The sequence below is a fragment of the Bosea sp. 685 genome (assembly GCF_031884435.1).
Taxonomy (GTDB): Bacteria; Pseudomonadota; Alphaproteobacteria; order Rhizobiales; family Beijerinckiaceae; genus Allobosea.
Genome location: NZ_CP134779.1, coordinates 1,067,902 through 1,088,189 on the forward strand (window position 1 = coordinate 1,067,902; position 20,288 = coordinate 1,088,189).

Here is a 20,288-nt window from a genome sequence, read left to right on the forward strand (position 1 = left end):
CAGGATTGATGCGAAAAACCGGTTCCCACTTTTTCGCATCCTGCTCTGGCGGCTCCTCGGGATGAGGGCTGAAGATGTCAGCCTCGAAGTTCAGCCGGTCACTTGCTCGCCTGGCCGGGCGACGTCAAGGCCGCGCCTTCGATCCGGGTCGCGGCGAGCGCCGCGGCGCGGCCCTGCTGCTCGTGACTGAGGCGGTCGAAAAGCTGGTCGAGACCGGCATCGTCCAGCCCCCGGGCGCGGGCGGCGAGGTGCCAGGCGGCGGCCTCGATCGAGTCGGGCGCGATGCCGCGGCCGGACTGGTAGAGCCGCGCCAGCCGGTTCTGGGCGATCGGGTTGCCCTGGTTCGCGGCGCGCAGGAAGAGCTTGGCGGCGGCGGTCTCGTCCTTGGCGACGCCGCTGCCGTTGAACAGCATGATCGCGTATTCGACCTCGCCGGGCACATTGCCGGCCTGGGATGCCTTGGCCATCCATTCGGCGGCCTTGGTCTCGCTCTGGGGCAGGCCGCGGCCCTGCTTGGAGAGAATGCCGAGCGCCATGAGCGCATCGCCGATACCAGCGTTTGCCGCGATCTCCAGACATGCGACGGCGCGCTTGTCGTCCTCCTCCTTGCCCGTCGCGAGCAAGGCGAGGGCGAGGTTGTAATTGGCGGCGGGGTGGCCGGCGGCGGCGGCCTTGCGCAGCAGCGTGCCGGCGCGTTCGGGATCGCGTTTGCCGCTGCGCTCGTCGAGGAGGGCGGAAGCGAGTGCATAAGCCGCGTTGATGTCGCCGCGCGCGGCTGCGCGATCATACCATTCGGTTGCGATCCTCTGGCTTTCGGGCACGCCGAGCCCCAGGCGATAGATCTCGCCGAGCAAGGTCATGGCGGCGGCGTCGCTATTGTCGGCCTCGACGCGTTTCAGCGCCTCGTCCAGGGCGCGGCGGTAATGGCCGGCCTGATAGGCGCCGTAAGCGAAATCGGGCTCGGCGGCGCCGGCTGCGGCCGTCGTTCCCAGGAGCAAGCCGGCGAGCACGAGGCCGCGGCAGGTCCGGTTCATCGCGCGGCCTTTCGGGCGGCGTGGGCCGCGATGGCGGCATTGGCCTGCGTCACCAGCGCGCGAATGTCGCAGGCTTCGTCGAAGGCCCAGGCGCCGAGCGCGACGAACTCCGCTCCGGTCTCGACCAGGGCTGCAACCGATTCGGCGTCCGGCGCATAGGCGACGCAGGGCGTCTCGAAGATCTCGGCCCACCAGGAGGCGCGCTCGATCACCGCGGCCAAGGGCGGCAACGAACCGTCCGGACGCGGCTCGCCGAACATCACATAGTCGACGCCGGCCTCGCCGATATCCATGGCGTCGTGGCGTGCCCGCAAGGAGCCTGCGCCGATGATGCGCTCGTTCTTCAGGCTGGAGCGCGCCTCGGCGACGGCTTCCGGCCCGTTGGTGATGTGGACGCCATCGGCGCCGCCGCGCGTGGCGACAAGGGCCGGGGCCTCGACGATGAGCGCGACATTGGCCGACTGGACGGGGCCGACGAGGCGTTTGACGCGCTCGATCTTGCTGCGTTCGTCGCCCTCGGAGAGGCGCAGCAGCACGGCCGCGACGTCGCCGCCGGCGAAGGCCTGCATCAGGCGGAAGGCCAGCGCTTCGGCGTCCGCGACAAGCGGAGTGACGAGCATCAGGCGGGTGGGTGTGGGTGCGTTGGTCATGATCGTGCGCGCAAACGGCCCATGAGTGCGTCCAATGTCAAGACGCCAAGCCCGATGACGAGACTCCAGAAGGCCGAACCGACGCCAAACAGCGAGAGGCTCGAGGCCGCGACAGCGAAGGTGAGGACGGCGGCGAAGCGCTCCTTGTCGGAGGACATGGCCTGTCCAAGCGCGCCTGTGAGCGAGCCGACGAGCCCCAGCCCCGCGACGGTCACGATCAGCGCCTTGGGCATGGCGATGATGAGGGCGAGCAGCAGGCCGGCGCAGGCGGCGATGCCGAGATAGGCCAAGCCGTAGACGATGCCGGCCTTCCAGCGCTGGGCGGGGTCGGGATGAGTGTCGGGGCCGGTGCAGATCGAGGCGCTGATCGCCGCCAGATTGACCACATGGGCGCCGAACGGGGCGGTGAGGAAGGAAGCCAGGCCGGTGACGAAAAGGCTTGCCGTCGTCGGCGGCTGGTAGCCCGCCGCGCGCAGGACGGCGAAGCCGGGCAGGTTCTGGGCCGCCATGGTGACGAGATAGAGCGGGACGCCGACGCCGAGCATGGCTGCGATATCGAAGCGCGGTGTGACGAATTCGAGGCCGCTTAGCGACAATGGGCCGGCAGGCCAGCTCGCGAGCCCGCCGGCAAAGCTCAGGACGAGTCCGGCGCCCAAGGCCGCGATGACGCCGAGAAACGGGTTGAACAGCCTGACGACGAGAAAGATCGCCAGCAGCGGCAGGACGAGCGCCGGGCTCAGCCGCATCTCGTCGAAGACCGCGACGACGAAGCGGAAGATCACACCTGCGAGCATGGCGGCGGCGATAGGCATCGGAATACGCTCGATCAGCGCGCCGAGCGGCCGGAACGCCGCGGTCAGCATCATCAATAGCGCCGCCAGCAGGAAGGCGCCGACGGCGGCTGCGAGGTCGAGCCCGCTCGTTGCCGCGATCAGCGCCGCGCCCGGCGTCGACCAGGCGCAGATGATCGGCATGCGATGCCGCCAGGACAGCCAGATGCTGGCGAGGCCCATGGCGATGGCGAGGCCGGCAACCCAGGACACGGCCTGCGCCGGCGTCGCGGCCACGGCCTGGGCCGCCGCGAGCACCACGGCGACGGCCGCCGCGAAACCGACGAAGGCCGCGACCAGCGCGGAGAAGACGATCGACATGGGCGCTCTTGCGGCATTGCGCGAAAGGGCGACGACGCGCCCGGGCGTTCCCTTCAATCAGAAAAGCCGGAGCGTCGGAAGCCTCGCAGCATGCTGCGGCCATGAAGTGCGCGCGGGCTGGAGCCCTTCTGGCGCGAAGCTCCTCAGAGGCTGGCCTGAAATGAACCCAAAGATTTCGATGGCTCTGCCTTGATCTCCTACGCGCCGTCATTCCGGACGCAGCGAAGCGGAGATCCGGAATCCATCGTAGAGTTCCGGAGCCCTCCGATGGATTCCGGATCTGCGCCGCTGTGCGGCTTGTCCGGAATGACGGAGCGGATGATGGCGAGCGATCGGAGGCCCTTGATATCGCGCGATTCATTTCAGGTCAGCCCCTCAGGATGAGGGCCGATTTACATTCCTGCTGACGCTCAAGCGTCCTGGCTCATGACCAGATGGTACACGCGGCCCTTGAACAGCGGCATGATCGTGCCGAGCTGCTGCCGCACCTCCTGCCGGATCTCGCTCGCCAGCGCCTGGTGCATCGCCTCCAGGCTGTCGAAATGGAGATCGAAGACGACATAGACCGGCGGCGCGCCGGCTTCCTGCTCGGCGGCCCAGCGCAGCTTGACGTCGCGGATGCCGGGATAGCGTCGGATAGCCGGCAGCACGGTTTCGCGCATCTGACGGTCGAAATGGACACGATCGGCTTCAGGCACCTCGCCCTCGAGAACGGCTGAGCGGATAATCATCGGGATGTCTCCTCGGAGGTGTCCAGGCCGATCTGCAACAGGCGCACGACGCTGGTCTGGGTGGCGTGGAGATGGGCGTCGAGCAGGGCGCAGGCGCGCTCCGCCTCGCGCGCCAGCACGGCTTCCATGATGGCGGCGTGCTCGCTGTTGACGTCGCGGACCTCGGCCGGCGCTTCCCGATGATGCAGCAGGCGGATCTTGCGATAGCGCTCGGAATGGTCGGCGAGCGTGCCCCAGAAGCGCAGCAGCCAGTCCGAGCCGCAGGCGGCGACCAGGGCGGCATGGAAGCGCCGGTGACGGCCCTCCCACAAGGTCGCCGCCTCGCGGTCGTCCTGCGAGGCGGGCAAAGGGGTGCGCGAGAGCATGTGCATGGCCGCGACGATCTCGGCCTCCCAGGCGGCGTCGCCGAGCGCGATCGCCTTGGTCAGGCAGAGCCGCTCGATCTCGCGGCGGGTCGCCATCAGGTCGGTGAAGGCGCCAAGCGAGGTCTCGGTAACGCGCGAGCCGCGATGCGTCTCGGCCGCGACGAGCCCCTCGGTCGAGAGCCGCATCAGAGCTTCGCGGATCGGCGTCAGGCCGAGTTGGAAGCGGTCCTGCAGGTCGTTGGCGCGCAGGCGCTCGCCCGGCATCAGGTCGCCATGCAGGATTTCGCCGCGCAGGCGCTGATAGGCTCGCTCGGCTTGAGAGCGACTTTCCGTCAGGGTGTCCATCGCCACCGCACATTTCATGTTGACTCGCAGATTTTATAAAATCATCCTGATCTCATAGCAAGACGGCTTTGAGTGGAGATGACGGCGATGGCGCATGCCGGGTGGGCTCTGACGACGGTCGAGGTGGCGAGTGGGCCCGTTGCCTGCCTCGATGTGGAGGGCAAGCTCTATGCTCTGGAGCCGTCGCTGGCGCGGGTCGGGTTTCCCGGCCAGATCAGCATCATCGGCCTGTTCGCGGACTGGGGGCGTGCCGAAGGGGCTCTTGCGATAGCGGCCGCCGAGGTCGATCCGGCCGATCTGGTCACGGCCTCGCGCCGTCTCGCGCCGCTGCTCTACCCTGGCAAGATCCTTTGCGCCGGCGCGAATTATTTCGACCACCTCGCCGAGATGGGTATGCCCGGCGCCAAGAAGGAGGAGCAGCGGCTGTTCTTCTTCATGAAGCCGCCGCGCAACGCCGTCGTCGGCGAGGGGGCGACCGTGCGCATGCCGATCGGTACCGAGAAATTCGACTGGGAGATCGAGCTCGCCGCCGTGATCGGCAAGACGGCGCGCAATGTCTCCGTCGAAACCGCGCTGTCGCATGTGGCGGGCTATACGGTCGCGATCGACTTCTCCGCCCGCGACCACAACCGCGCGCCGGAAACTTTCTACAAGCTCGACTGGGTGGCGGGTAAGGCCAATGACACCTGCTGCCCGCTCGGCCCGCGCTTCGTGCCGGCCTCGGCGATCGCCGATCCGCAGAATCTTAGCTTGAAGCTCGCGGTCAATGGCGAGGTGAAGCAGGATGGCCGCTCCAGCGACATGATCTTCTCGCTTGCCGAGCAGATCGCGACCGCGTCGCGGATCATGACGCTCGACCCCGGCGATGTGATCCTGACCGGGACGCCCGCCGGTGTCGGCGTGCCCAAGGGCACCTTCCTCTCTGTCGGCGACACGGTCGATGCCGAGATCGAGGGCATCGGCAAGCTCAGCGTTATCATCCAGGCGGCGGCCTGAGATGGCGGCCGCGCCCGTCGCATTCGTGACAGGCGGCGCGTCCGGCATCGGGCGCGCGACGGTCTTGCGGCTGATCACCGATGGCTTCCACGTCGTCGCGGCCGATCGCGATGCGGAGAAACTGGCGGAGTTGGGCGCGCAGGACCAGAGCGGACGCCTCGAAACCTGCGTGCTCGATGTCTGCGACCGGCCGGCGGTGGCGGAGGCGATTGCGAAGCCTGCTTCGCTCGATGCTCTGATCTGTGTTGCCGGAGCCTATCAGCCGCGCGCCTTCGATGAGATCAGCGATGCCGATTTCCGCATGATGCTGGATGTGAACCTGCTCGGCGTCTTCATCGCCGCGCAGGAGGCCGCACGGCGGATGCAGGCTGGGGCGCGCATCGTGACGGTGTCGTCGCGGGCCGCCATCGGCGGTACGAACTTCGCCCATTACGTCGCCTCGAAAGCCGGCGTGATCGGCCTGACCCGCGCCATGGCGATGGAGCTGCGGCCGCGCCAGATCGCGGTGAACTCGGTCGCGCCGGGCTTCACCGATACGCCGATGACGCGGGCTATGCCGGCCGACCAATATGCCAAGGCCCAGGCGCTGGAGCCGAGCGGGCAGGCGGCCGCTCCTGACGACATCGCCGGCGCGATCGCCTTCCTGGCCTCGCCGGCGACGAAATTCATCACCGGTCAGACCTTGTTCGTGGATGGAGGCAAGTCCCTGGGCGGTCTGGGCCTGTGAACGAGACGTCCTGATCACAACGCATAATGAGGGGAAAACAGCGATGACGACGCGGCGTGGGATCATGAAAGGCGCACTGGCCGGTGCGCTCATCGGCTATGCGGGACGGGGCGCGGCGCAGGCGCCCGTGCAGATCCGCATCTCGACTGCGGCGCCGCCGAGCGATTTCCTGGCCAAGGCCCTGGAGGCACTGAAGGCCGAGATCGACGGCAGTTCGGCCGGGCTGAACGTCAGCGTCCACACCGCATCGACCCTGTTCAAGCAAGGCACCGAGGTGCAGGCGCTGCAGCGCGGCAACCTCGAAATGAGCACGATGACCACCTTCGAGGTGGCCCAGCAAATACCCGAGCTCGGCTTCTTCAACCGTGGCTATCTGTTCAAGGACCATGCCCATCTGCGCCGCGTCTTCGATGGGCCGATGGGCGAGGAGTACCGCAAGGTCGTGTCCGAAAAGATGGGCATCGAGATCCTCGCGACGCATTATCTCGGTACGCGGCAGGTTTCCCTGCGCACGAAACGCAATGTGAAGGGGCCGGCCGATCTCGCTGGGACCAAGCTGCGCATGCCGGCGGGGCCGGAATGGCTGCTGCTTGGCCGGACGCTGGGGGTGAGCCCGCTGCCGCTGGGCATGCCCGAGGTCTATCTCGCGCTCAAGACCGGTACGGTCGACGGCCAGGAGAACCCGCTCTCGATCTTCAACGCCGCAAAACTCTACGAGGTGAGCGAGCAGGTCGTGCTGACCTCGCATATGCTGCAGCCCGTGTTCTTCGCCATCGCCAAGCCGGTCTGGGCCAAGCTCTCGCCGGCTCAGCAGGCGGCCCTGCAGGCCGCGGCGCGCAAGGCCGCCAAGGCGGGCGATGATGGCCGCCTCGCCGACGAGGCCAGCATCATCGATGCGCTCAAGGGCCGGGGCCTGAGCGTGGATGCGATCGATCTCGCTCTGTTCCGCGAGGGGGCCGACAAGGCCTATTCCGGGGCCGATGCGACCAAGGCCTGGGACATGGCCTGGCTCAAGCGCGTCACCGAGGCCTGAGGCGCCATGCAGACGGGCGAGGGCGTGGAGACGCAAGGTGAGAGCGCAGCAGGCTGGGGCGCGCGGCTGCGCCGCTTCGCAACCGCCGTCCCGGCGCTGATGTTTGCGCTCGTCTTCCTGATCTTCAACTACAAGATCATCACCCGCTATCTCGAACATGACGAGGCGGCCTGGGCCGATGAGGTTTCGGTGATCCTGTTCATCTGGATCATCTTCTGGGCCAACGCCTTCGTCGTGCGCGACAAGGAGCAGATCACCTTCGATCTGGTCTATCGTCCGCTGCCGGACCGCTGGAAGCGCGTCATGGCACTGGCGCGGCTCGTCTTCGTCGGCGGCATCTTCGCCTGGGCGCTGCCGGGATCGCTCGATTACATCGTCTTCCTCTGGCGCGAGCGCACGCCGGTGCTGAACCTGCGGCTCGACCTGATCTATTCCTGCTTCGGCCTCTTCCTCATCGCCGTGGTGGCGCGCTCGGCTTGGCAGATCGTCAAGCTGCTCGGGCCGCGCTGGCGCGCGCATATCTGACGGGAGACGGGGACGCATGTCCGACGGGTTGTGGGTTTTGATGGGCGTCTTCACGGCCGCCGCCGTGCTAGGCGCGCCGCTTGGCCTGTCCATGCTGGCGGCGGGCTTCGCCTATATGATCTCGACGCATCAGGATGTCGGGCTCGTCGTCGACCAGACGATGAACGGGCTCTACAATTCCTATCTGCTGATCGCGGTGCCGCTGTTCATCTTCGTCGCCAATGTGATGAATGCGAGCGGGGTGATCGAGCGGTTGCTGCGCTTCGGCTCGGCCATGGTCGGCCATCTGCCGGGCGGGCTCGCGCAGGTGAATGTCGTCTCCAACCTGATCTTCTCCGGCATGAGCGGCTCAGCCGTCGCCGACGCCTCGGGACCGGGCCTGATCGTGGCGCGGATGATGGCCAAAAACGGCCGCTATCCGCGCGGCTTCGCGGCGGCGACTTCGGTCGTCTCGGCGACGCTGGGGCCGCTGATGCCGACCTCGATCCCGATGATCTTCTATGCGCTGATCGCCAATGCCTCGGTCGGCGCGATGTTCCTGGGCGGCCTCGTGCCGGCCGGGATGATGGCCCTGGCGCTGATGGGTGTGATCGCGATCATCTCGCGCCGCCGCAATTTTCCGCGCGAGGAGAAGGTGTCCTGGGGTGCGATGCCGGCCGTCTTCGGCCGGGCATTGGCACCGCTCGCACTGCCCGGCATCCTGCTCGGGTTGATCTATTCCGGCGTTACCACGCCGACGGAGGCTGCCGCGATCGCGGCGAGCTATGCGCTGATCCTGGCTTTCGTCGTCTATCGCACACTGAAGCCAGCGCAATTGCTGGTCGTGATGGGCGATACGGTGAAGGCGACCGCGATGATCGCGCTGATCATGGCCGGCGCCTTCGTCTTCAACTATGCGGTCGCCAATGAGGGCGTGCCGAAGCTGATCCAGTCGACCCTGCTTGCCTGGAACCTCTCGGCGACGCAGTTCCTGCTGATCGTCGACCTGCTGATGCTGCTGCTCGCGATCGTGCTCGACGAGGTCACGATCCTGCTCGTCATCGTGCCGTTGATCGTGCCGGTGGCGCAGGGCTTAGGCATCGATCTCGTGCATTTCGGCATCGTCGTGGTGCTCAACATTATGGTCGGGCTGACGCTGCCGCCACATGGCCTGCTGCTCTTCGTCATGGCAGGGCTCACCGGCACGCCGCTCTCGGAGATCTTCCGGGAGGTGCCACCCTTCATCGTCGCGATGCTGGCGATCGTGCTCGCGGTGACGTTCTTTCCCGAGATCGCGCTGTGGCTGCCCAGGATGGCGGGGCTGATCAAGTCGTAGGGGATCGGACGGCTTGCTATCGTCTTACTCGGAAACACGCCGTCGTCCCGGACAAGCGGCGAAGCTGCGCTGATCCGGGACCCGTGCCTGAACTTATCCGGTGAGGTTCAGGCATGGGTCCCGGGTCTCCCGGAGCCTGCCATCGGGCCGGCTAAACGCCGGACCCGGTAGGTCGCCCGGGACAACCGCGCATTCCTCGGGAAGGGCAGCTTCTGCCGTTATGAAAAGGGCGTGGCGACCACCAGTCGCCACGCCCTTTCGATTTCAAGTCAATGCGCGTGAAAGCTCACGCCGCTTTCGGCTTGCCGAAGGTCGGGTCGAGCTCGCCCTTGGCGTAGCGCTTGGCCATTTCGGCGGTGGTCGCGATGCGCTTGATCTTGCTGGCCTGGCCGGCGGTGTTGAACTCCTTCAGCCGCAGCGTGCAGAGCTTGGTCATCGCCTCCATGGCGGGCTTCAGGTATTTGCGCGGGTCGAACTCGCCGGGGTTCTCGGAAAGGATCTTCCGGATCTGGCCGGTCATCGCCATGCGGTTGTCGGTGTCGATGTTGATCTTGCGCACGCCATGCTTGATGCCGCGCTGGATTTCCTCGACCGGCACGCCCCAAGTCTGGGGCATCTTGCCGCCATACTGGTTGATGATGTCCTGGAGGTCCTGCGGAACGCTCGACGAGCCGTGCATGACGAGATGCATGTTCGGCAGCTTCTTGTGGATCTCCTCGATGATGTTCATCGCCAGGATCGCGCCGTCGGGCTTGCGGGTGAACTTGTAGGCACCGTGCGAGGTGCCCATGGCGATGGCGAGCGCATCGACCTTGGTCTCGGCGACGAACTTCACCGCTTCCTCGGGGTTGGTCAGGAGCTGGTCGTGGCTGAGCTTGCCCTCGAAGCCGTGGCCGTCCTCCTTCTCGCCTTCGCCTGATTCCAGCGAGCCAAGCACGCCGAGCTCGCCCTCGACGGAGATGCCGCCGAGATGGGCCATCTCGGTCACGGTCTTGGTCACGCCGACATTGTAGTCCCAGTCGCCAGGCGTCTTGCCGTCGGCCTTGAGCGAGCCGTCCATCATCACCGAGGTGAAGCCGGCCTGGATCGCGGTCATGCAGGTCGCCGGCTCATTGCCGTGGTCGAGATGCACGCAGACGGGGATGTGCGGATAAATCTCGGTGACAGCGTCCATCATGTGCTTGAGCATGATGTCGTTGGCGTAGGAGCGCGCTCCGCGCGAGGCCTGGATGATGACGGGGGCGTCGGTTGCGTCCGCGGCCGCCATGATGGCCAGGGCCTGCTCCATGTTGTTGATGTTGAAGGCAGGCACGCCGTAATCATGTTCGGCGGCGTGATCGAGCAACTGGCGGAGCGTAATACGGGCCACGGAGGTCCTCCCGGTTGGCGTCAGGTTTCCGGGAGGATGTAGGGCCAATGGCCCTGTTTCGCAAAGAAAAAGCTGCGCTCGTCGTGAACGGAGCGGCGGGTTTTCAGCTCAGCCGCAATGCCTCGACGCCCGGCAGCGCCTTGCCTTCCATCCATTCCAGGAAGGCGCCGCCCGCGGTCGAGATGTAGGTCAGGTCGTCGGCGACGCCGGCATGGTTCATGGCCGCGACGGTGTCGCCGCCGCCGGCGACGGCGACGAGCTGGCCGGCCTTGACGCGCTTGGCGGCGGCCCTGGCGACGGTGACGGTGGCCGTGTCGAAGGGCGGTAGTTCAAAGGCCCCAAAAGGCCCGTTCCAGACCAGCGTCTTGACCTGGTCGAGCTTCAGCACGACCTCGGCGACGCTGAGCGGGCCGGCGTCCAGGATCATCTCGTCGGGCTCGACCTCGCCGATCTGGATGACGCGATGGCCGGGATGGGCCTTGAATTCGCGCGCGACCAGCGCATCGACCGGCAGCATGATCTCGCAGCCGGCCGCCTTGGCCTTGGCCTCGATCTCGCGGGCGGTGCCGACGAGGTCGTGCTCGCAGAGCGACTTGCCGACATTGATGCCGCGCGCGGCAAGGAAGGTGTTGGCCATGCCGCCGCCGATGACGAGCACGTCGACCTTCTTGACCAGATTGCCGAGCAGATCGAGCTTGGTCGAGACTTTTGCGCCGCCGACGATCGCCATCACCGGGCGGGCGGGGTTGTCGAGCCCGGCGGAAAGCGCTTCCAGTTCGGCCTGCATGGAGCGGCCGGCGAAGGCCGGCAGGACGTGGGCGAGGCCTTCGGTCGAGGCATGGGCGCGGTGCGCCGCCGAGAAGGCGTCGTTGACGAAGAGGTCGCCATTGGCGGCGAGCGCCTTGACGAAGGCGGGGTCGTTTGTCTCGTCGCCGGCGTGGAAGCGGGTGTTCTCGAGCAGCAGGACCTCGCCGTTCTTCGCCGCCGAGACGGCCTTGGCGACATCCTCGCCGATGCAATCCTCGACGAAGGTGACGGGTTGGCCGAGCGCATGGGCGAGCGCCACCGCGACCGGCTTCAGGCTGTCCTTGGCGTCACGGCCCTTGGGGCGGCCGAAATGGGCGAGCAGGATGACCTTGCCGCCCTTGTCGGAGATCTCGCGGATCGTCGGCAGCACGCGCTCGATGCGCGTCGCGTCCGTGACCTTGCCGTTCTCCATGGGCACGTTGAGATCGACGCGGACCAGGACGCGCTTGCCGGCGAGATCGGCGTGATTGAGGGTGCGGAAGGCAGTCATCGCGCTCTCTTCAAAGGCGTTGGAACAGGGTGGGATAATCCATGACGAGGCCATCCTCGTCGACGGGCAGATCGGCGGTGAAGCTGCGGTCGGCTGCCTTGTAGCGAAACAGGCGCGGACCAAGGCAGGCATAGGTCTGAGCATCGACCGAAGGTTCGAAGGTGCCGAAGGACACATACAGCATCGTGAAGCCGTGTTCCGTTCCCGTTTGCCAGGCCGCGCGGCGGATCGGCAGCGTATTGGTGAAGGGCGTTCCGGCCAGGTCGATGTCGATGCAACCGTCGAAGTCGGGCAGATGGCCGCGCCGGCTGTCGTACCAAGCGCCATCACGCCGCGTCATCTCGAGGCCGCGACCATCGGTCGTGGAGACCGCGAAGGATCGCACCGAGAAATCGAGATCGCAGGCGATCTTGTAAGTCACCCCGTAAGGCGTACCGCCGCGCGCGCCGATCACGACCGCCTCGGCATGAACGGTCTCAGCTGTCGCCGAGATCGTCAGATGTTCCAGCCCTTCCCCGCCCAGGCCCTGCCAGCGGACGCTGCGTCTCGCTTCGAGGCATTGGACGGGCCGAAAGCTCATCGCGACAACAGTCCCGGGATCAGGCCCGGCACGCCGTATTTCAGGACGAGCACGGTCAGGATGACGGTGAGGACAGCGGTGGCGAGGCCGGTGATGAACAGGGCCCCGAAGCGCGGCGTCGCATCGACGCGCTGGCGCAGCGCGGCAACCTCGCCGGAGATGCCGGCAAAATCCATGGAGCCGGCGGCGTTGTCGACCTTATGGGCGCTACGCTCAAGCGAGGCTTCGGCGCGTGTCAGGACGGCCTCGTAGCGGGCGAATTTCTCCTCGATGCGCGCCGCTTTCTCCTCGATCCGGGAGAGCTGGTCGAGCCCGCGCGGCTCGCTTGCGGGCGTGTCCGCAGCCGGGGTCGCGCTGCCGACGATGTAAGGCGTGCCATGGGACGGCGCAGGCGTGACGATGGTCGGCTCGGCGGCGCTGGCCGGGGCTGCGACGGTCGGCTCGATCTTGGCCATGGGATGTCCGTTCATGCGAGGGAAACAGGGAAGGCCGCGCCCGGATGGGCGAGGGAAACAGGGAAGGCCGCGCCCGGATGGGCGAGGGAAACTGGGAAGGCCGCGCCCCGGATGGGCGCGGCATCGCTCGGGTTGGATCAGAGCAGCTTGGCCATGGCGACGGCGGTGTCGCTCATGCGGTTCGAGAAGCCCCACTCATTGTCGTACCAGGACATCACGCTGACGAACTTGTCGTCCATGACCTTGGTCTGGTCGAGCGCGAAGGTCGACGAGGCCGGATCATGGTTGAAGTCGATCGAGACATTGGGCTGGTCGGTGACGGCCAGGATGCCCTTGAGCGGCCCGCGCTTGCTAGCCTTCAGGATCGCCTCGTTGATCTTCTCGACCGTGGTCTTGCGCTTCGAGAGGAACTTGAAGTCGACCATCGAGACGTTGGGTGTCGGCACGCGCACCGACACGCCGTCGAGCCGGCCCTTGAGCTCGGGGATGACGAGGCCGATCGCCTTGGCGGCGCCGGTGGAGGTCGGGATGATCGACATGGCGGCGGCGCGGCCGCGATAGAGATCCTTGTGCATCGTATCCAGCGTCGGCTGGTCGCCGGTATAGGCGTGGACCGTGGTCATGAAGCCCTTGTCGATGCCGACAGCGTCATGCAGCACGCGCACCAGCGGAGCCAGGCAGTTCGTGGTGCAGGACGCGTTCGAGACGATGATATGGTCCTTGGTCAGTTCGTGATGGTTCACGCCGTAGACCACGGTCAGATCGGCGCCGTCGCAGGGCGCCGAGACCAGGACGCGCTTGGCGCCGGCGGCGAGATGCGCCGAAGCCTTGTCCTTGGTCGTGAAGATGCCGGTGCATTCGAAGGCGATATCGACGCCGAGCGCCTTGTGCGGCAGGTCCTTGGGATCGCGGATCGCGGTGACCTTGATCGGCCCGCGGCCGACATCGATCGTGTCGCCCGAGACGGTCACGGTGCCGGGGAAGCGGCCATGGACTGAATCGAAGCGGAAGAGATGGGCGTTGGTCTCGACAGGGCCGAGATCGTTGATCGCCACGACCTCGATATCCTTGCGCTTCGACTCGATGATCGCGCGCAGGACGTTGCGCCCGATGCGGCCGAAGCCGTTGATCGCCACCTTGACCGTCATCTCAATCCTCTCCTTCGCCGAGTTGCGGCGCCTTGGGCCGTCATACACGCGGGCAAATCGGCCAAACGATGACCGAACGCAAGGCCCTTTGCGGGAATATCTGCCTTGTTTGGCAAGCCTCAGGCGTTATGGCGCTTCATCGCGGCTTCGACCACTGCGTCAGGCGTAATGCCGAAATGCTTGTAGACCTCCTTATAGGGGCCGCTGGCTCCGAAGGAGTGCATGCCGATGAAGCCGCCATCATGGCCGATGACGGCATCCCAGCCGAAACGGACGCCGGCCTCGATCGCGATCTTGATCGGCGCGGAGCCGATGATGGCGCTCTGCGTGGCCTCGTCCTGGGCCAGCAGCAGCTCCAGCGAGGGCACGGAGACGACGCGGGCGCGCACGCCCTTCTCGGCGAGGAGCTTGCGCGCCGCGACCGCGATCTCGAGTTCTGAGCCTGAAGCGAAGAGAGAGACCTGGGCCTTGCCGCCCTCGGCCGCAAGCAGTTCGTAGCCGCCCTTGGCCGAGCGGTTGGTCGCGGTCGCGTCGGTGCGCAGCTGGGCGAGGTTCTGCCGCGAGAGGGCGAGCACGGTCGGCCCCTTGGTGTTTTCCAGTGCGAACTGCCAGGCTTCGGCGGTCTCGATCGCGTCGGCCGGGCGGAAGACATGCATGTTGGGCATGCAGCGCAGCGACGCGATCTGCTCGACCGGCTGATGGGTCGGGCCGTCCTCGCCCAGGCCGATCGAGTCATGGGTCATGACGTAGACCACCGGCAGGCCCATCAGCGCGGCGAGCCGCATCGCGGGGCGGGCATAGTCGGCGAAGACGAGGAAGGTGCCGCCGCCGGTGCGGAAGCCGCCATGCAGCGTGATGCCGTTCATCGCGGCGGCCATTGCGTGCTCGCGGATGCCGTAGCGGACATAGCGGCCCTTGGGCGTCTTGATCGTGAAGTCCTCGGCACCCTTGGCCCGGGTGTTGTTCGAAGGCGTCAGGTCGGCCGAGCCCATGACCAGTTCGGGCATCACCGGCTCGATGACGTCGAGCGCGAGCTCCGAGGCCTTGCGCGTCGCGATGGTGAGGGGGCTGGCGATCAGCGCTTTCTTATGGGCGAGGATCACCTTGTCGAGCTTGGCGGGAACCTTGTGGGCGAGACGACGCTCGAACTCGGCGCGCTTGCGCTCGGAGAGCGCGGCAAAGCGCTCCTTCCATTCCTTGTGGGCGGCCACGCCTGCGCCGCCGAAGCCGCGCCAGGCCTTGAGCACATCGGCTGCGACCTCGAAGGGGCCGCCGGTGATGCCGAGCGCCTTCTTGGCGGCGGCAAGCTCTTCCGCGCCGAGCGGTTCGCCATGCGCCTTGGAGGTGCCGGCCTTCTTGGGCGCGCCGAAGCCGATCACGGTCTTGCAGGCGATCATGGTCGGCTTGTTCGACTTCTGGGCGCGGCGGATCGCGGCCTCGATCGCCTCGGGGTCATGCCCGTCGACGCGCTCGGAGCGCCAGCCGCAGGCCTTGAAGCGCGCGACCTGGTCGACCGAGTCGGAGATCGTCAGCGGGCCGTCGATCGAGATGCCGTTATCGTCCCACATCACGATCAGCTTGTTCAGCTTGTGGTGGCCGGCGAGCGCGATGGCCTCGTGGCTGATGCCCTCCATCAGGTCGCCGTCGGAGGCGAGCACATAGGTGTGATGGTCGACGACCTTCTTGCCGAACTCGGCGGCGAGCATGCGCTCGGCCATGGCCATGCCGACGGCGGTGGCGAGACCCTGGCCGAGCGGGCCGGTGGTGGTCTCGATGCCGGCGGTCATGAAGTTCTCGGGGTGTCCCGGGGTCTTGGAGTCGAGCTGGCGGAACTTCTTCAGGTCATCGAGCTCCATGCCCGGCACGCCGGTGAGATAGAGCAGCGCGTAGAGCAGCATCGAGCCATGGCCGGCCGAGAGCACGAAGCGGTCGCGGTCGGGCCAGCGCGGATCGGCGGCGTCATACTTCATGACGCGGGTGAACAAGACGGTGGCGACATCGGCGGCGCCCATCGGCAGGCCTGGATGGCCTGATTTCGCCTGCTCGACGCCATCCATGGCGAGGGAGCGAATGGCGTTGGCGAGCTTGTCGTGCTGGCTCCGGTCGATCGATGTCATGGTATTTCAGGCTCCCGCCGGCGAATGGGGCAAGGCCGCGGCCGGCTCCCGTTTCAAAGACGGGGCGACGGCGGTCGCTATGTATAATCTCGGCCGATTGCCGACCGGGCTCGATTAGGCTGCCGGATCGACCTGAGTCAATTCGCTCCTCAGGCGTTTCGGCCATGCGAGGGGCAAGGCGGCCCCGAGACGGCGGCTGAGCAACCGCGCGCAAGCCCTTGGGATCGGGCGGCTCCTGGCCGGGCTTGCGATTCACGTTTCGCCCGCAGATGCGCTAGTGTCGCGAATCGAGTGAGCCGGCTTCGTTCTGAAGGAGGAAAGACGGTGGCGAGCCTGATGCTGGAGAATGCGCTCGCGCGCCTCGACGGCGCGTTGGGACAGCTTGAAGCCGCCGCCCGCCGCCGTATCGAGGCGGAACGCGGGCGCGCCAATCTCGAGACGGAACTGACCCTGATGCAGGACGACCGCGCCCGGCTTGCCGCCGAGCTCGATGGCGCCGTCTCCCGGCTCGGCGAGGTCGAGAGCGCAGCCACCGATGTCGATCAGCGGCTGGAGCGGGCGATGAACGTCATCGGCGCGGTGATCACGCGTGCGCAGGCTGAGATGCCTCATCTGGATCATTGAGCGGGGGCGACCATGCCGCAAGTCAACGTCACCATCGCCGGGAAGGCCTATCGCATGGCCTGCGGAGAGGGCGAGGAGCCGCATCTGGAGGGGCTGGCCCGGCTCTATGACGGCAAGATCGACGAGATGCGCCAGGCCTTCGGCGAGATCGGCGACATGCGCCTGCATGTGATGGCGGCGCTGATGGTCGCCGACGAGGTCTCCGAGCTCAGGCAGAAGGTCGCCGCCATGGAGATGCAACTGGCCGCCGTGCAGGGCGACGCCGGGGCGGCCGATCACCGCCTGAACGAGGTCGAGGACCGCGCAGCCGAGGCGCTGATGGCGGCGGCTGAGCGCATCGAGGGCGTGGCGCGCAGTCTGGTCCCGGCGCCTGTCGGCTGATATTGCCGGGCTTTCGATCACGTTTCCGCGGCTGCCTGCGAAGCCGCCGGGAGTTCCTGAATGCCGGCTGACATGAACCGCTCGGTGAGCTTCACCTTGACGGCGGACGATTACGCGGCGGCGAACAAGCTGCATGTGCTGAACATCTACCGGGACCGTTTCCGGCTCGCCATGATTGCCGCGGGAGTGCTGCTCTACGCGCTGTTCATCGGCTCTGACTATGCCAGCGGCTGGTCGTTCGGGGCTTTCGCAGGTATCGTTCACCTGTTCGCGTTCTTGCTGCTGCTGTTGCCGTTCCTGAGCTATTTCCTGTTCGCGCCGGACATGGCGCGGAAGACTTTCCGGAAGCAGAAATCGCTCCAGCAGCCGCTCACCTGGTCATGGTCGGAAGCGGGGCTGAGGGTGGCGAGCGATAGCGGTGAGTGGCTGACGCCCTGGGAGCACTATCTCAAGCGGGCTGAGAATGCCGAGATGTTCCTGTTTTATCAGGCGCCACGCCTGTTCCAGATCGTGCCGAAACGCGCCCTGACGCCGGAGCAAATGGCCGACCTGCGGGGATGCGCCGATCGGGTGGCCGGGTAGGGAGGCGAGACTGGGGAAGTGGCTTTCCAGATCGGGCTTGATTTGGAAATGATCGTTTCCTATAAATGGAGCATGGCCAATGTCGCCCCGTCATCCGCATCGATCTCCGTTTCGCGCAGCCGCGGCCGGCCGCGCGAATTCGATATGAATGACGCGCTCGACAAGGCCGTGCGAGTCTTCTGCGCACGCGGCTATCACGCTACCTCGATCGGCGACCTGACCGAGGCCATGCAACTGGCCCAGGGCAGCGTCTACAAGGCCTTCAAGGATAAGCGGGCGGTGTTCCTGGCGGCGTTCGACCGCAACAAGGCTGTGCGCGCAGAAAAGCTGCAGGATGCCGTCGGCGCTGGCGGGACGGGACTCGAGCGTATTCGCAAGGTCCTGGCCTTCTATGCCGAGGCCTCGCACGGCGCCGAAGGGCGGCAGGGCTGCCTGGTCGTCGGCAGTGCGGCGGAGCTTGCGATCTTCGATGACGAGGTGGCGCAGCGGGTCGCGGCGAGCCTCGACAGGAACGAGGCGCTGCTGGCCGGCCTGATCCGGCAAGGGCAGGCGGATGGCTCGATCCCGGCCCATCTCGACAGCGCGGCTATGGCCCGGCTGATGCTCTGCCTTGTCCAGGGCATGCGCGTGGTCGGCAAGACCGGCCGCAGCCGCGACGAGATGGCGGCCGTGGTGGAGGTCGCGATGAAGGCGCTCGCCTGATCTTTTTGACAATTTAGGAAACGATTATTCTCTATTCTGGAGCTCCTGATGACAATCGCTGCGACCGCCGACAATCCGCCTGATGAAGGCGCGCCGCCTGACGAAGGTGCAGTTTCCCCCTGGATCACCTTCGTCCTGGCGATGGCCTGCGGGTTGATCGCCGCCAACATCTATTATGCTCAGCCTCTGGCCGGGCCGATCAGCGCTGCGCTGGGCTTGTCTGCGCAAGCGACGGGCCTGATCGTCACCCTGACGCAGATCGGCTATGGGCTGGGCCTGCTGCTGATCGTGCCGCTTGGCGACCTGATCGAAAACCGCCGCCTCGCCCTCACCATGATCGGCGTCGCTACGCTCGGTCTGCTCGGCGCCGCCCTGTCGACCGAGGCTCTGCCCTTCTTCGCCGCGGCATTGTTCATCGGCCTCGGCTCCGTCGCGGTGCAGGTGCTCGTGCCCTATGCCGCGCATATGGCGCCCGAGGCCGTGCGCGGTCGCGTCGTCGGCAATGTCATGAGCGGGCTGATGCTCGGCATCATGCTGGCGCGCCCGGTCTCCAGCTTCATCGCCGGATTGTCTTCATGGCACATGGTGTTCTTCCTCTCCGCCGGGGCGATGGTCGCGCTCGCCTTGCTCCTCTGGCGGACCCTGCCGCGCCGCGTGCCGGTGGCGAAGCTCCGCTATGGCGAGTTGCTGGCGTCGATGGGCCATCTGGCGGCGACGACGCCGATCCTGCAACGGCGCGCGCTCTATCAGGCCTGCCTGTTCGCCGCCTTCAGCCTGTTCTGGACGACGACACCGCTGCTGCTGGCGGGGCCGGTGTTCCAGCTCTCGCAGACCGGCATCGCCTTGTTCGCACTGGCGGGCGTGGCGGGCGCGGTCGCCTCGCCGATTGCCGGGCGGCTCGCCGACCGCGGCTGGACGAAGCCGGCCAGCATCTTCGCCATGCTTTCCGTCGCGGTCGCTTTCGCGATGACCCATCTCGGCGAGGCGGGCTCGACCTGGTCGCTTGGATTGCTGGTGGCGGCGGCGATCCTGCTCGATTTCGGCGTCTCCACCAATCTGGTGCTGGGGCAGCGCACGATTTTCGCACTCGGCGCGGAGCATCGCAGCCGCCTCAACGGGCTCTATATGGCGACCTTCTTCGCCGGCGGCGCGATCGGTTCGGCGCTTGGCGGCTGGGCCTTCGCGCAGGGCGGCTGGCCGCTCGCTTCCTGGATCGGCTTTGCGCTCCCGGTCGCGGCGCTGATCTATTTCGCGACGGAGTAGAGCTTGCGGAGCGCCACCCCCAGTGGCGCTTCTCCCGACTGTGGACATCCGAACTGAAACGCGCTCCGGCCGAGATGCCCACTGGCGCTTTGCCGGCGCGCATCTTACATTGCTGATGCGGGGCTGCCTGGTGCGTGCGAGAACTGTATTCCCGGGCCCATACGACTCCCTAGGGAGCTGTCCCTGACCGGGTCCCTGGACCCGGACACACGGCGCCCACCTACTTCAGTAGGTGTCCCGGGATCGAAATCTCCACGGCCAAGGTGGCTCCGTACTTCCCATCATGACCAATGCATTCTCCGACAGCGCCGCCCACAGGAAAGCCGCCCTGCGCGAGGCCGCCCTGGCGCGCCGCGACGCGCTGGAGATCGACGACCGGCTCGAATGGGATCCGGTGATTACCGAGCGGGTGCTGGCGCTGTCGGCCCTGTCGGGAAATGGCCCGGTCTCGGCCTATTGGCCGATGCGCTCGGAGGCCGATCCGCGCCCGATCCTGGAGGCGCTGCATGCGCGTGGCATGCCACTCTGCCTGCCCGCCATCGTCTCGGGTGCCATGCTGTTCCGGCGCTGGGCGCCGTGGGAGCCGATCGTGCCGGGCGGTTTCGGGACGCTTGTTCCCGAGCCGAGCCGAACCGAGCTCAAGCCGAGGATCCTGCTGGTTCCGCTTGCCGCCTTCGACCGGCGCGGCTTCCGCATCGGCTATGGCAAGGGCTATTATGATCGGGCGCTGACCGAACTCGGCCCCGTCACGAGCATCGGCATCGCCTATGCCGTACAGGAGATCGAGGCGGTGCCAGACGAGCCGCATGATCGCAGGCTCGACTGGGTGGTGACCGAACGGGAAGCGATACACTGCGGTTGATTCTGCCGCGCATTCGCGCGACGGAGGACGCCTCGC

Annotated in this window: 22 protein-coding genes and 1 other RNA gene; 12 read left to right on the top strand and 11 right to left on the bottom strand. The window is 66.7% G+C overall.

All coding sequences use genetic code 11. The annotated features are described in order from the left end of the window. Positions 1-98: 98 nt before the first annotated feature. From RMR04_RS06100 to RMR04_RS06120, 5 genes are all read right to left on the bottom strand, one after another. Positions 99-1,034, bottom strand: a complete 936-nt coding sequence (locus RMR04_RS06100) for a tetratricopeptide repeat protein (RefSeq protein ID WP_311913562.1) — start codon at positions 1,032-1,034, stop codon at positions 99-101. Next, positions 1,031-1,684, bottom strand: coding sequence for a thiamine phosphate synthase (locus RMR04_RS06105; protein ID WP_311913563.1), 654 nt, complete (start codon positions 1,682-1,684; stop codon positions 1,031-1,033). The genes RMR04_RS06100 and RMR04_RS06105 overlap by 4 nt, the downstream gene beginning before the upstream one ends. After that, positions 1,681-2,835, bottom strand: a complete 1,155-nt coding sequence (locus RMR04_RS06110) for a benzoate/H(+) symporter BenE family transporter (RefSeq protein ID WP_311913564.1) — start codon at positions 2,833-2,835, stop codon at positions 1,681-1,683. Before RMR04_RS06110 ends, RMR04_RS06105 begins: the two co-directional genes overlap by 4 nt. A gap of 410 nt (positions 2,836-3,245) precedes the next feature. Next, positions 3,246-3,566 carry an EthD family reductase gene (locus RMR04_RS06115; RefSeq protein ID WP_311913566.1) on the bottom strand — a complete coding sequence of 107 codons (321 nt, stop codon included), beginning with the start codon at positions 3,564-3,566 and terminating at the stop codon, positions 3,246-3,248. Further along, positions 3,563-4,276, bottom strand: a complete 714-nt coding sequence (locus RMR04_RS06120) for a GntR family transcriptional regulator (protein WP_311916072.1) — start codon at positions 4,274-4,276, stop codon at positions 3,563-3,565. Before RMR04_RS06120 ends, RMR04_RS06115 begins: the two co-directional genes overlap by 4 nt. A gap of 87 nt (positions 4,277-4,363) precedes the next feature. Between RMR04_RS06120 and RMR04_RS06125 the strand changes: the two genes are divergently transcribed. Genes RMR04_RS06125 through RMR04_RS06145 form a run of 5 tightly spaced genes read left to right on the top strand, consistent with a single transcriptional unit; the run spans position 4,364 to position 8,872 of the window. Beyond that, entirely contained in the window at positions 4,364-5,272 is a 909-nt protein-coding gene (locus tag RMR04_RS06125; RefSeq protein WP_311913567.1) for a fumarylacetoacetate hydrolase family protein, read from the top strand. Position 5,273: 1 nt separating this feature from the next. Next, positions 5,274-5,999 (top strand): SDR family NAD(P)-dependent oxidoreductase, encoded by a 726-nt coding sequence (locus RMR04_RS06130; protein WP_311913568.1) that lies wholly within the window; start codon positions 5,274-5,276, stop codon positions 5,997-5,999. Positions 6,000-6,042: 43 nt separating this feature from the next. Continuing rightward, the gene (dctP, locus tag RMR04_RS06135) at positions 6,043-7,032 is read left to right on the top strand and encodes a TRAP transporter substrate-binding protein DctP (RefSeq protein WP_311913569.1); all 990 of its coding nucleotides are present in this window, start codon (positions 6,043-6,045) and stop codon (positions 7,030-7,032) included. Between the two features lie 6 nt (positions 7,033-7,038). Then, the gene (locus RMR04_RS06140; RefSeq protein WP_311913570.1) at positions 7,039-7,557 is read left to right on the top strand and encodes a TRAP transporter small permease; all 519 of its coding nucleotides are present in this window, start codon (positions 7,039-7,041) and stop codon (positions 7,555-7,557) included. Between the two features lie 16 nt (positions 7,558-7,573). Then, the gene (locus tag RMR04_RS06145; protein ID WP_311913571.1) at positions 7,574-8,872 is read left to right on the top strand and encodes a TRAP transporter large permease; all 1,299 of its coding nucleotides are present in this window, start codon (positions 7,574-7,576) and stop codon (positions 8,870-8,872) included. 286 nt (positions 8,873-9,158) lie between these two features. Here RMR04_RS06145 and fba read toward each other — a convergent pair whose 3' ends face one another. The 6 genes from fba to tkt form a co-directional block, all read right to left on the bottom strand. Then, positions 9,159-10,241 (bottom strand): class II fructose-bisphosphate aldolase, encoded by a 1,083-nt coding sequence (gene fba / locus RMR04_RS06150; protein WP_311913572.1) that lies wholly within the window; start codon positions 10,239-10,241, stop codon positions 9,159-9,161. Positions 10,242-10,344: 103 nt separating this feature from the next. After that, positions 10,345-11,538, bottom strand: coding sequence for a phosphoglycerate kinase (locus tag RMR04_RS06155; protein ID WP_311913573.1), 1,194 nt, complete (start codon positions 11,536-11,538; stop codon positions 10,345-10,347). A 10-nt stretch (positions 11,539-11,548) separates the two neighbouring features. Next, positions 11,549-12,118 (bottom strand): putative glycolipid-binding domain-containing protein, encoded by a 570-nt coding sequence (locus RMR04_RS06160; protein WP_311913575.1) that lies wholly within the window; start codon positions 12,116-12,118, stop codon positions 11,549-11,551. Then, on the bottom strand, positions 12,115-12,573 hold the full coding sequence (locus tag RMR04_RS06165) for a hypothetical protein (RefSeq protein ID WP_311913576.1): 459 nt from the start codon (positions 12,571-12,573) through the stop codon (positions 12,115-12,117). The genes RMR04_RS06160 and RMR04_RS06165 overlap by 4 nt, the downstream gene beginning before the upstream one ends. A gap of 137 nt (positions 12,574-12,710) precedes the next feature. Beyond that, a complete protein-coding gene (gene gap, locus RMR04_RS06170) occupies positions 12,711-13,721 on the bottom strand; it encodes a type I glyceraldehyde-3-phosphate dehydrogenase (protein ID WP_311913577.1) in 1,011 nt (336 codons plus the stop codon). A 119-nt stretch (positions 13,722-13,840) separates the two neighbouring features. Next, positions 13,841-15,838, bottom strand: coding sequence for a transketolase (gene tkt / locus RMR04_RS06175; RefSeq protein ID WP_311913578.1), 1,998 nt, complete (start codon positions 15,836-15,838; stop codon positions 13,841-13,843). A 324-nt stretch (positions 15,839-16,162) separates the two neighbouring features. On the opposite strand from tkt, the gene RMR04_RS06180 reads away from it, so the two are divergent. The 7 genes from RMR04_RS06180 to RMR04_RS06210 all read left to right on the top strand — a co-directional run bounded on the left by RMR04_RS06180 (position 16,163) and on the right by RMR04_RS06210 (position 20,252). Further along, on the top strand, positions 16,163-16,462 hold the full coding sequence (locus tag RMR04_RS06180) for a DUF4164 family protein (protein WP_244546312.1): 300 nt from the start codon (positions 16,163-16,165) through the stop codon (positions 16,460-16,462). A gap of 12 nt (positions 16,463-16,474) precedes the next feature. Continuing rightward, positions 16,475-16,843, top strand: a complete 369-nt coding sequence (locus tag RMR04_RS06185; RefSeq protein WP_092167592.1) for a cell division protein ZapA — start codon at positions 16,475-16,477, stop codon at positions 16,841-16,843. 60 nt (positions 16,844-16,903) lie between these two features. Continuing rightward, entirely contained in the window at positions 16,904-17,425 is a 522-nt protein-coding gene (locus tag RMR04_RS06190; protein WP_311913580.1) for a YcxB family protein, read from the top strand. 48 nt (positions 17,426-17,473) lie between these two features. After that, the gene (locus RMR04_RS06195; protein ID WP_311913581.1) at positions 17,474-18,127 is read left to right on the top strand and encodes a TetR/AcrR family transcriptional regulator; all 654 of its coding nucleotides are present in this window, start codon (positions 17,474-17,476) and stop codon (positions 18,125-18,127) included. Between the two features lie 48 nt (positions 18,128-18,175). Next, the gene (locus RMR04_RS06200) at positions 18,176-19,390 is read left to right on the top strand and encodes an MFS transporter (protein ID WP_311913582.1); all 1,215 of its coding nucleotides are present in this window, start codon (positions 18,176-18,178) and stop codon (positions 19,388-19,390) included. Positions 19,391-19,507: 117 nt separating this feature from the next. Continuing rightward, positions 19,508-19,664, top strand: a non-coding RNA gene (gene ssrS / locus RMR04_RS06205) — 6S RNA. A 9-nt stretch (positions 19,665-19,673) separates the two neighbouring features. Continuing rightward, positions 19,674-20,252: a 5-formyltetrahydrofolate cyclo-ligase gene (locus RMR04_RS06210; RefSeq protein WP_311913584.1), complete on the top strand. Its 579-nt coding sequence runs from the start codon at positions 19,674-19,676 to the stop codon at positions 20,250-20,252. The last annotated feature ends 36 nt before the right edge of the window (positions 20,253-20,288 follow it).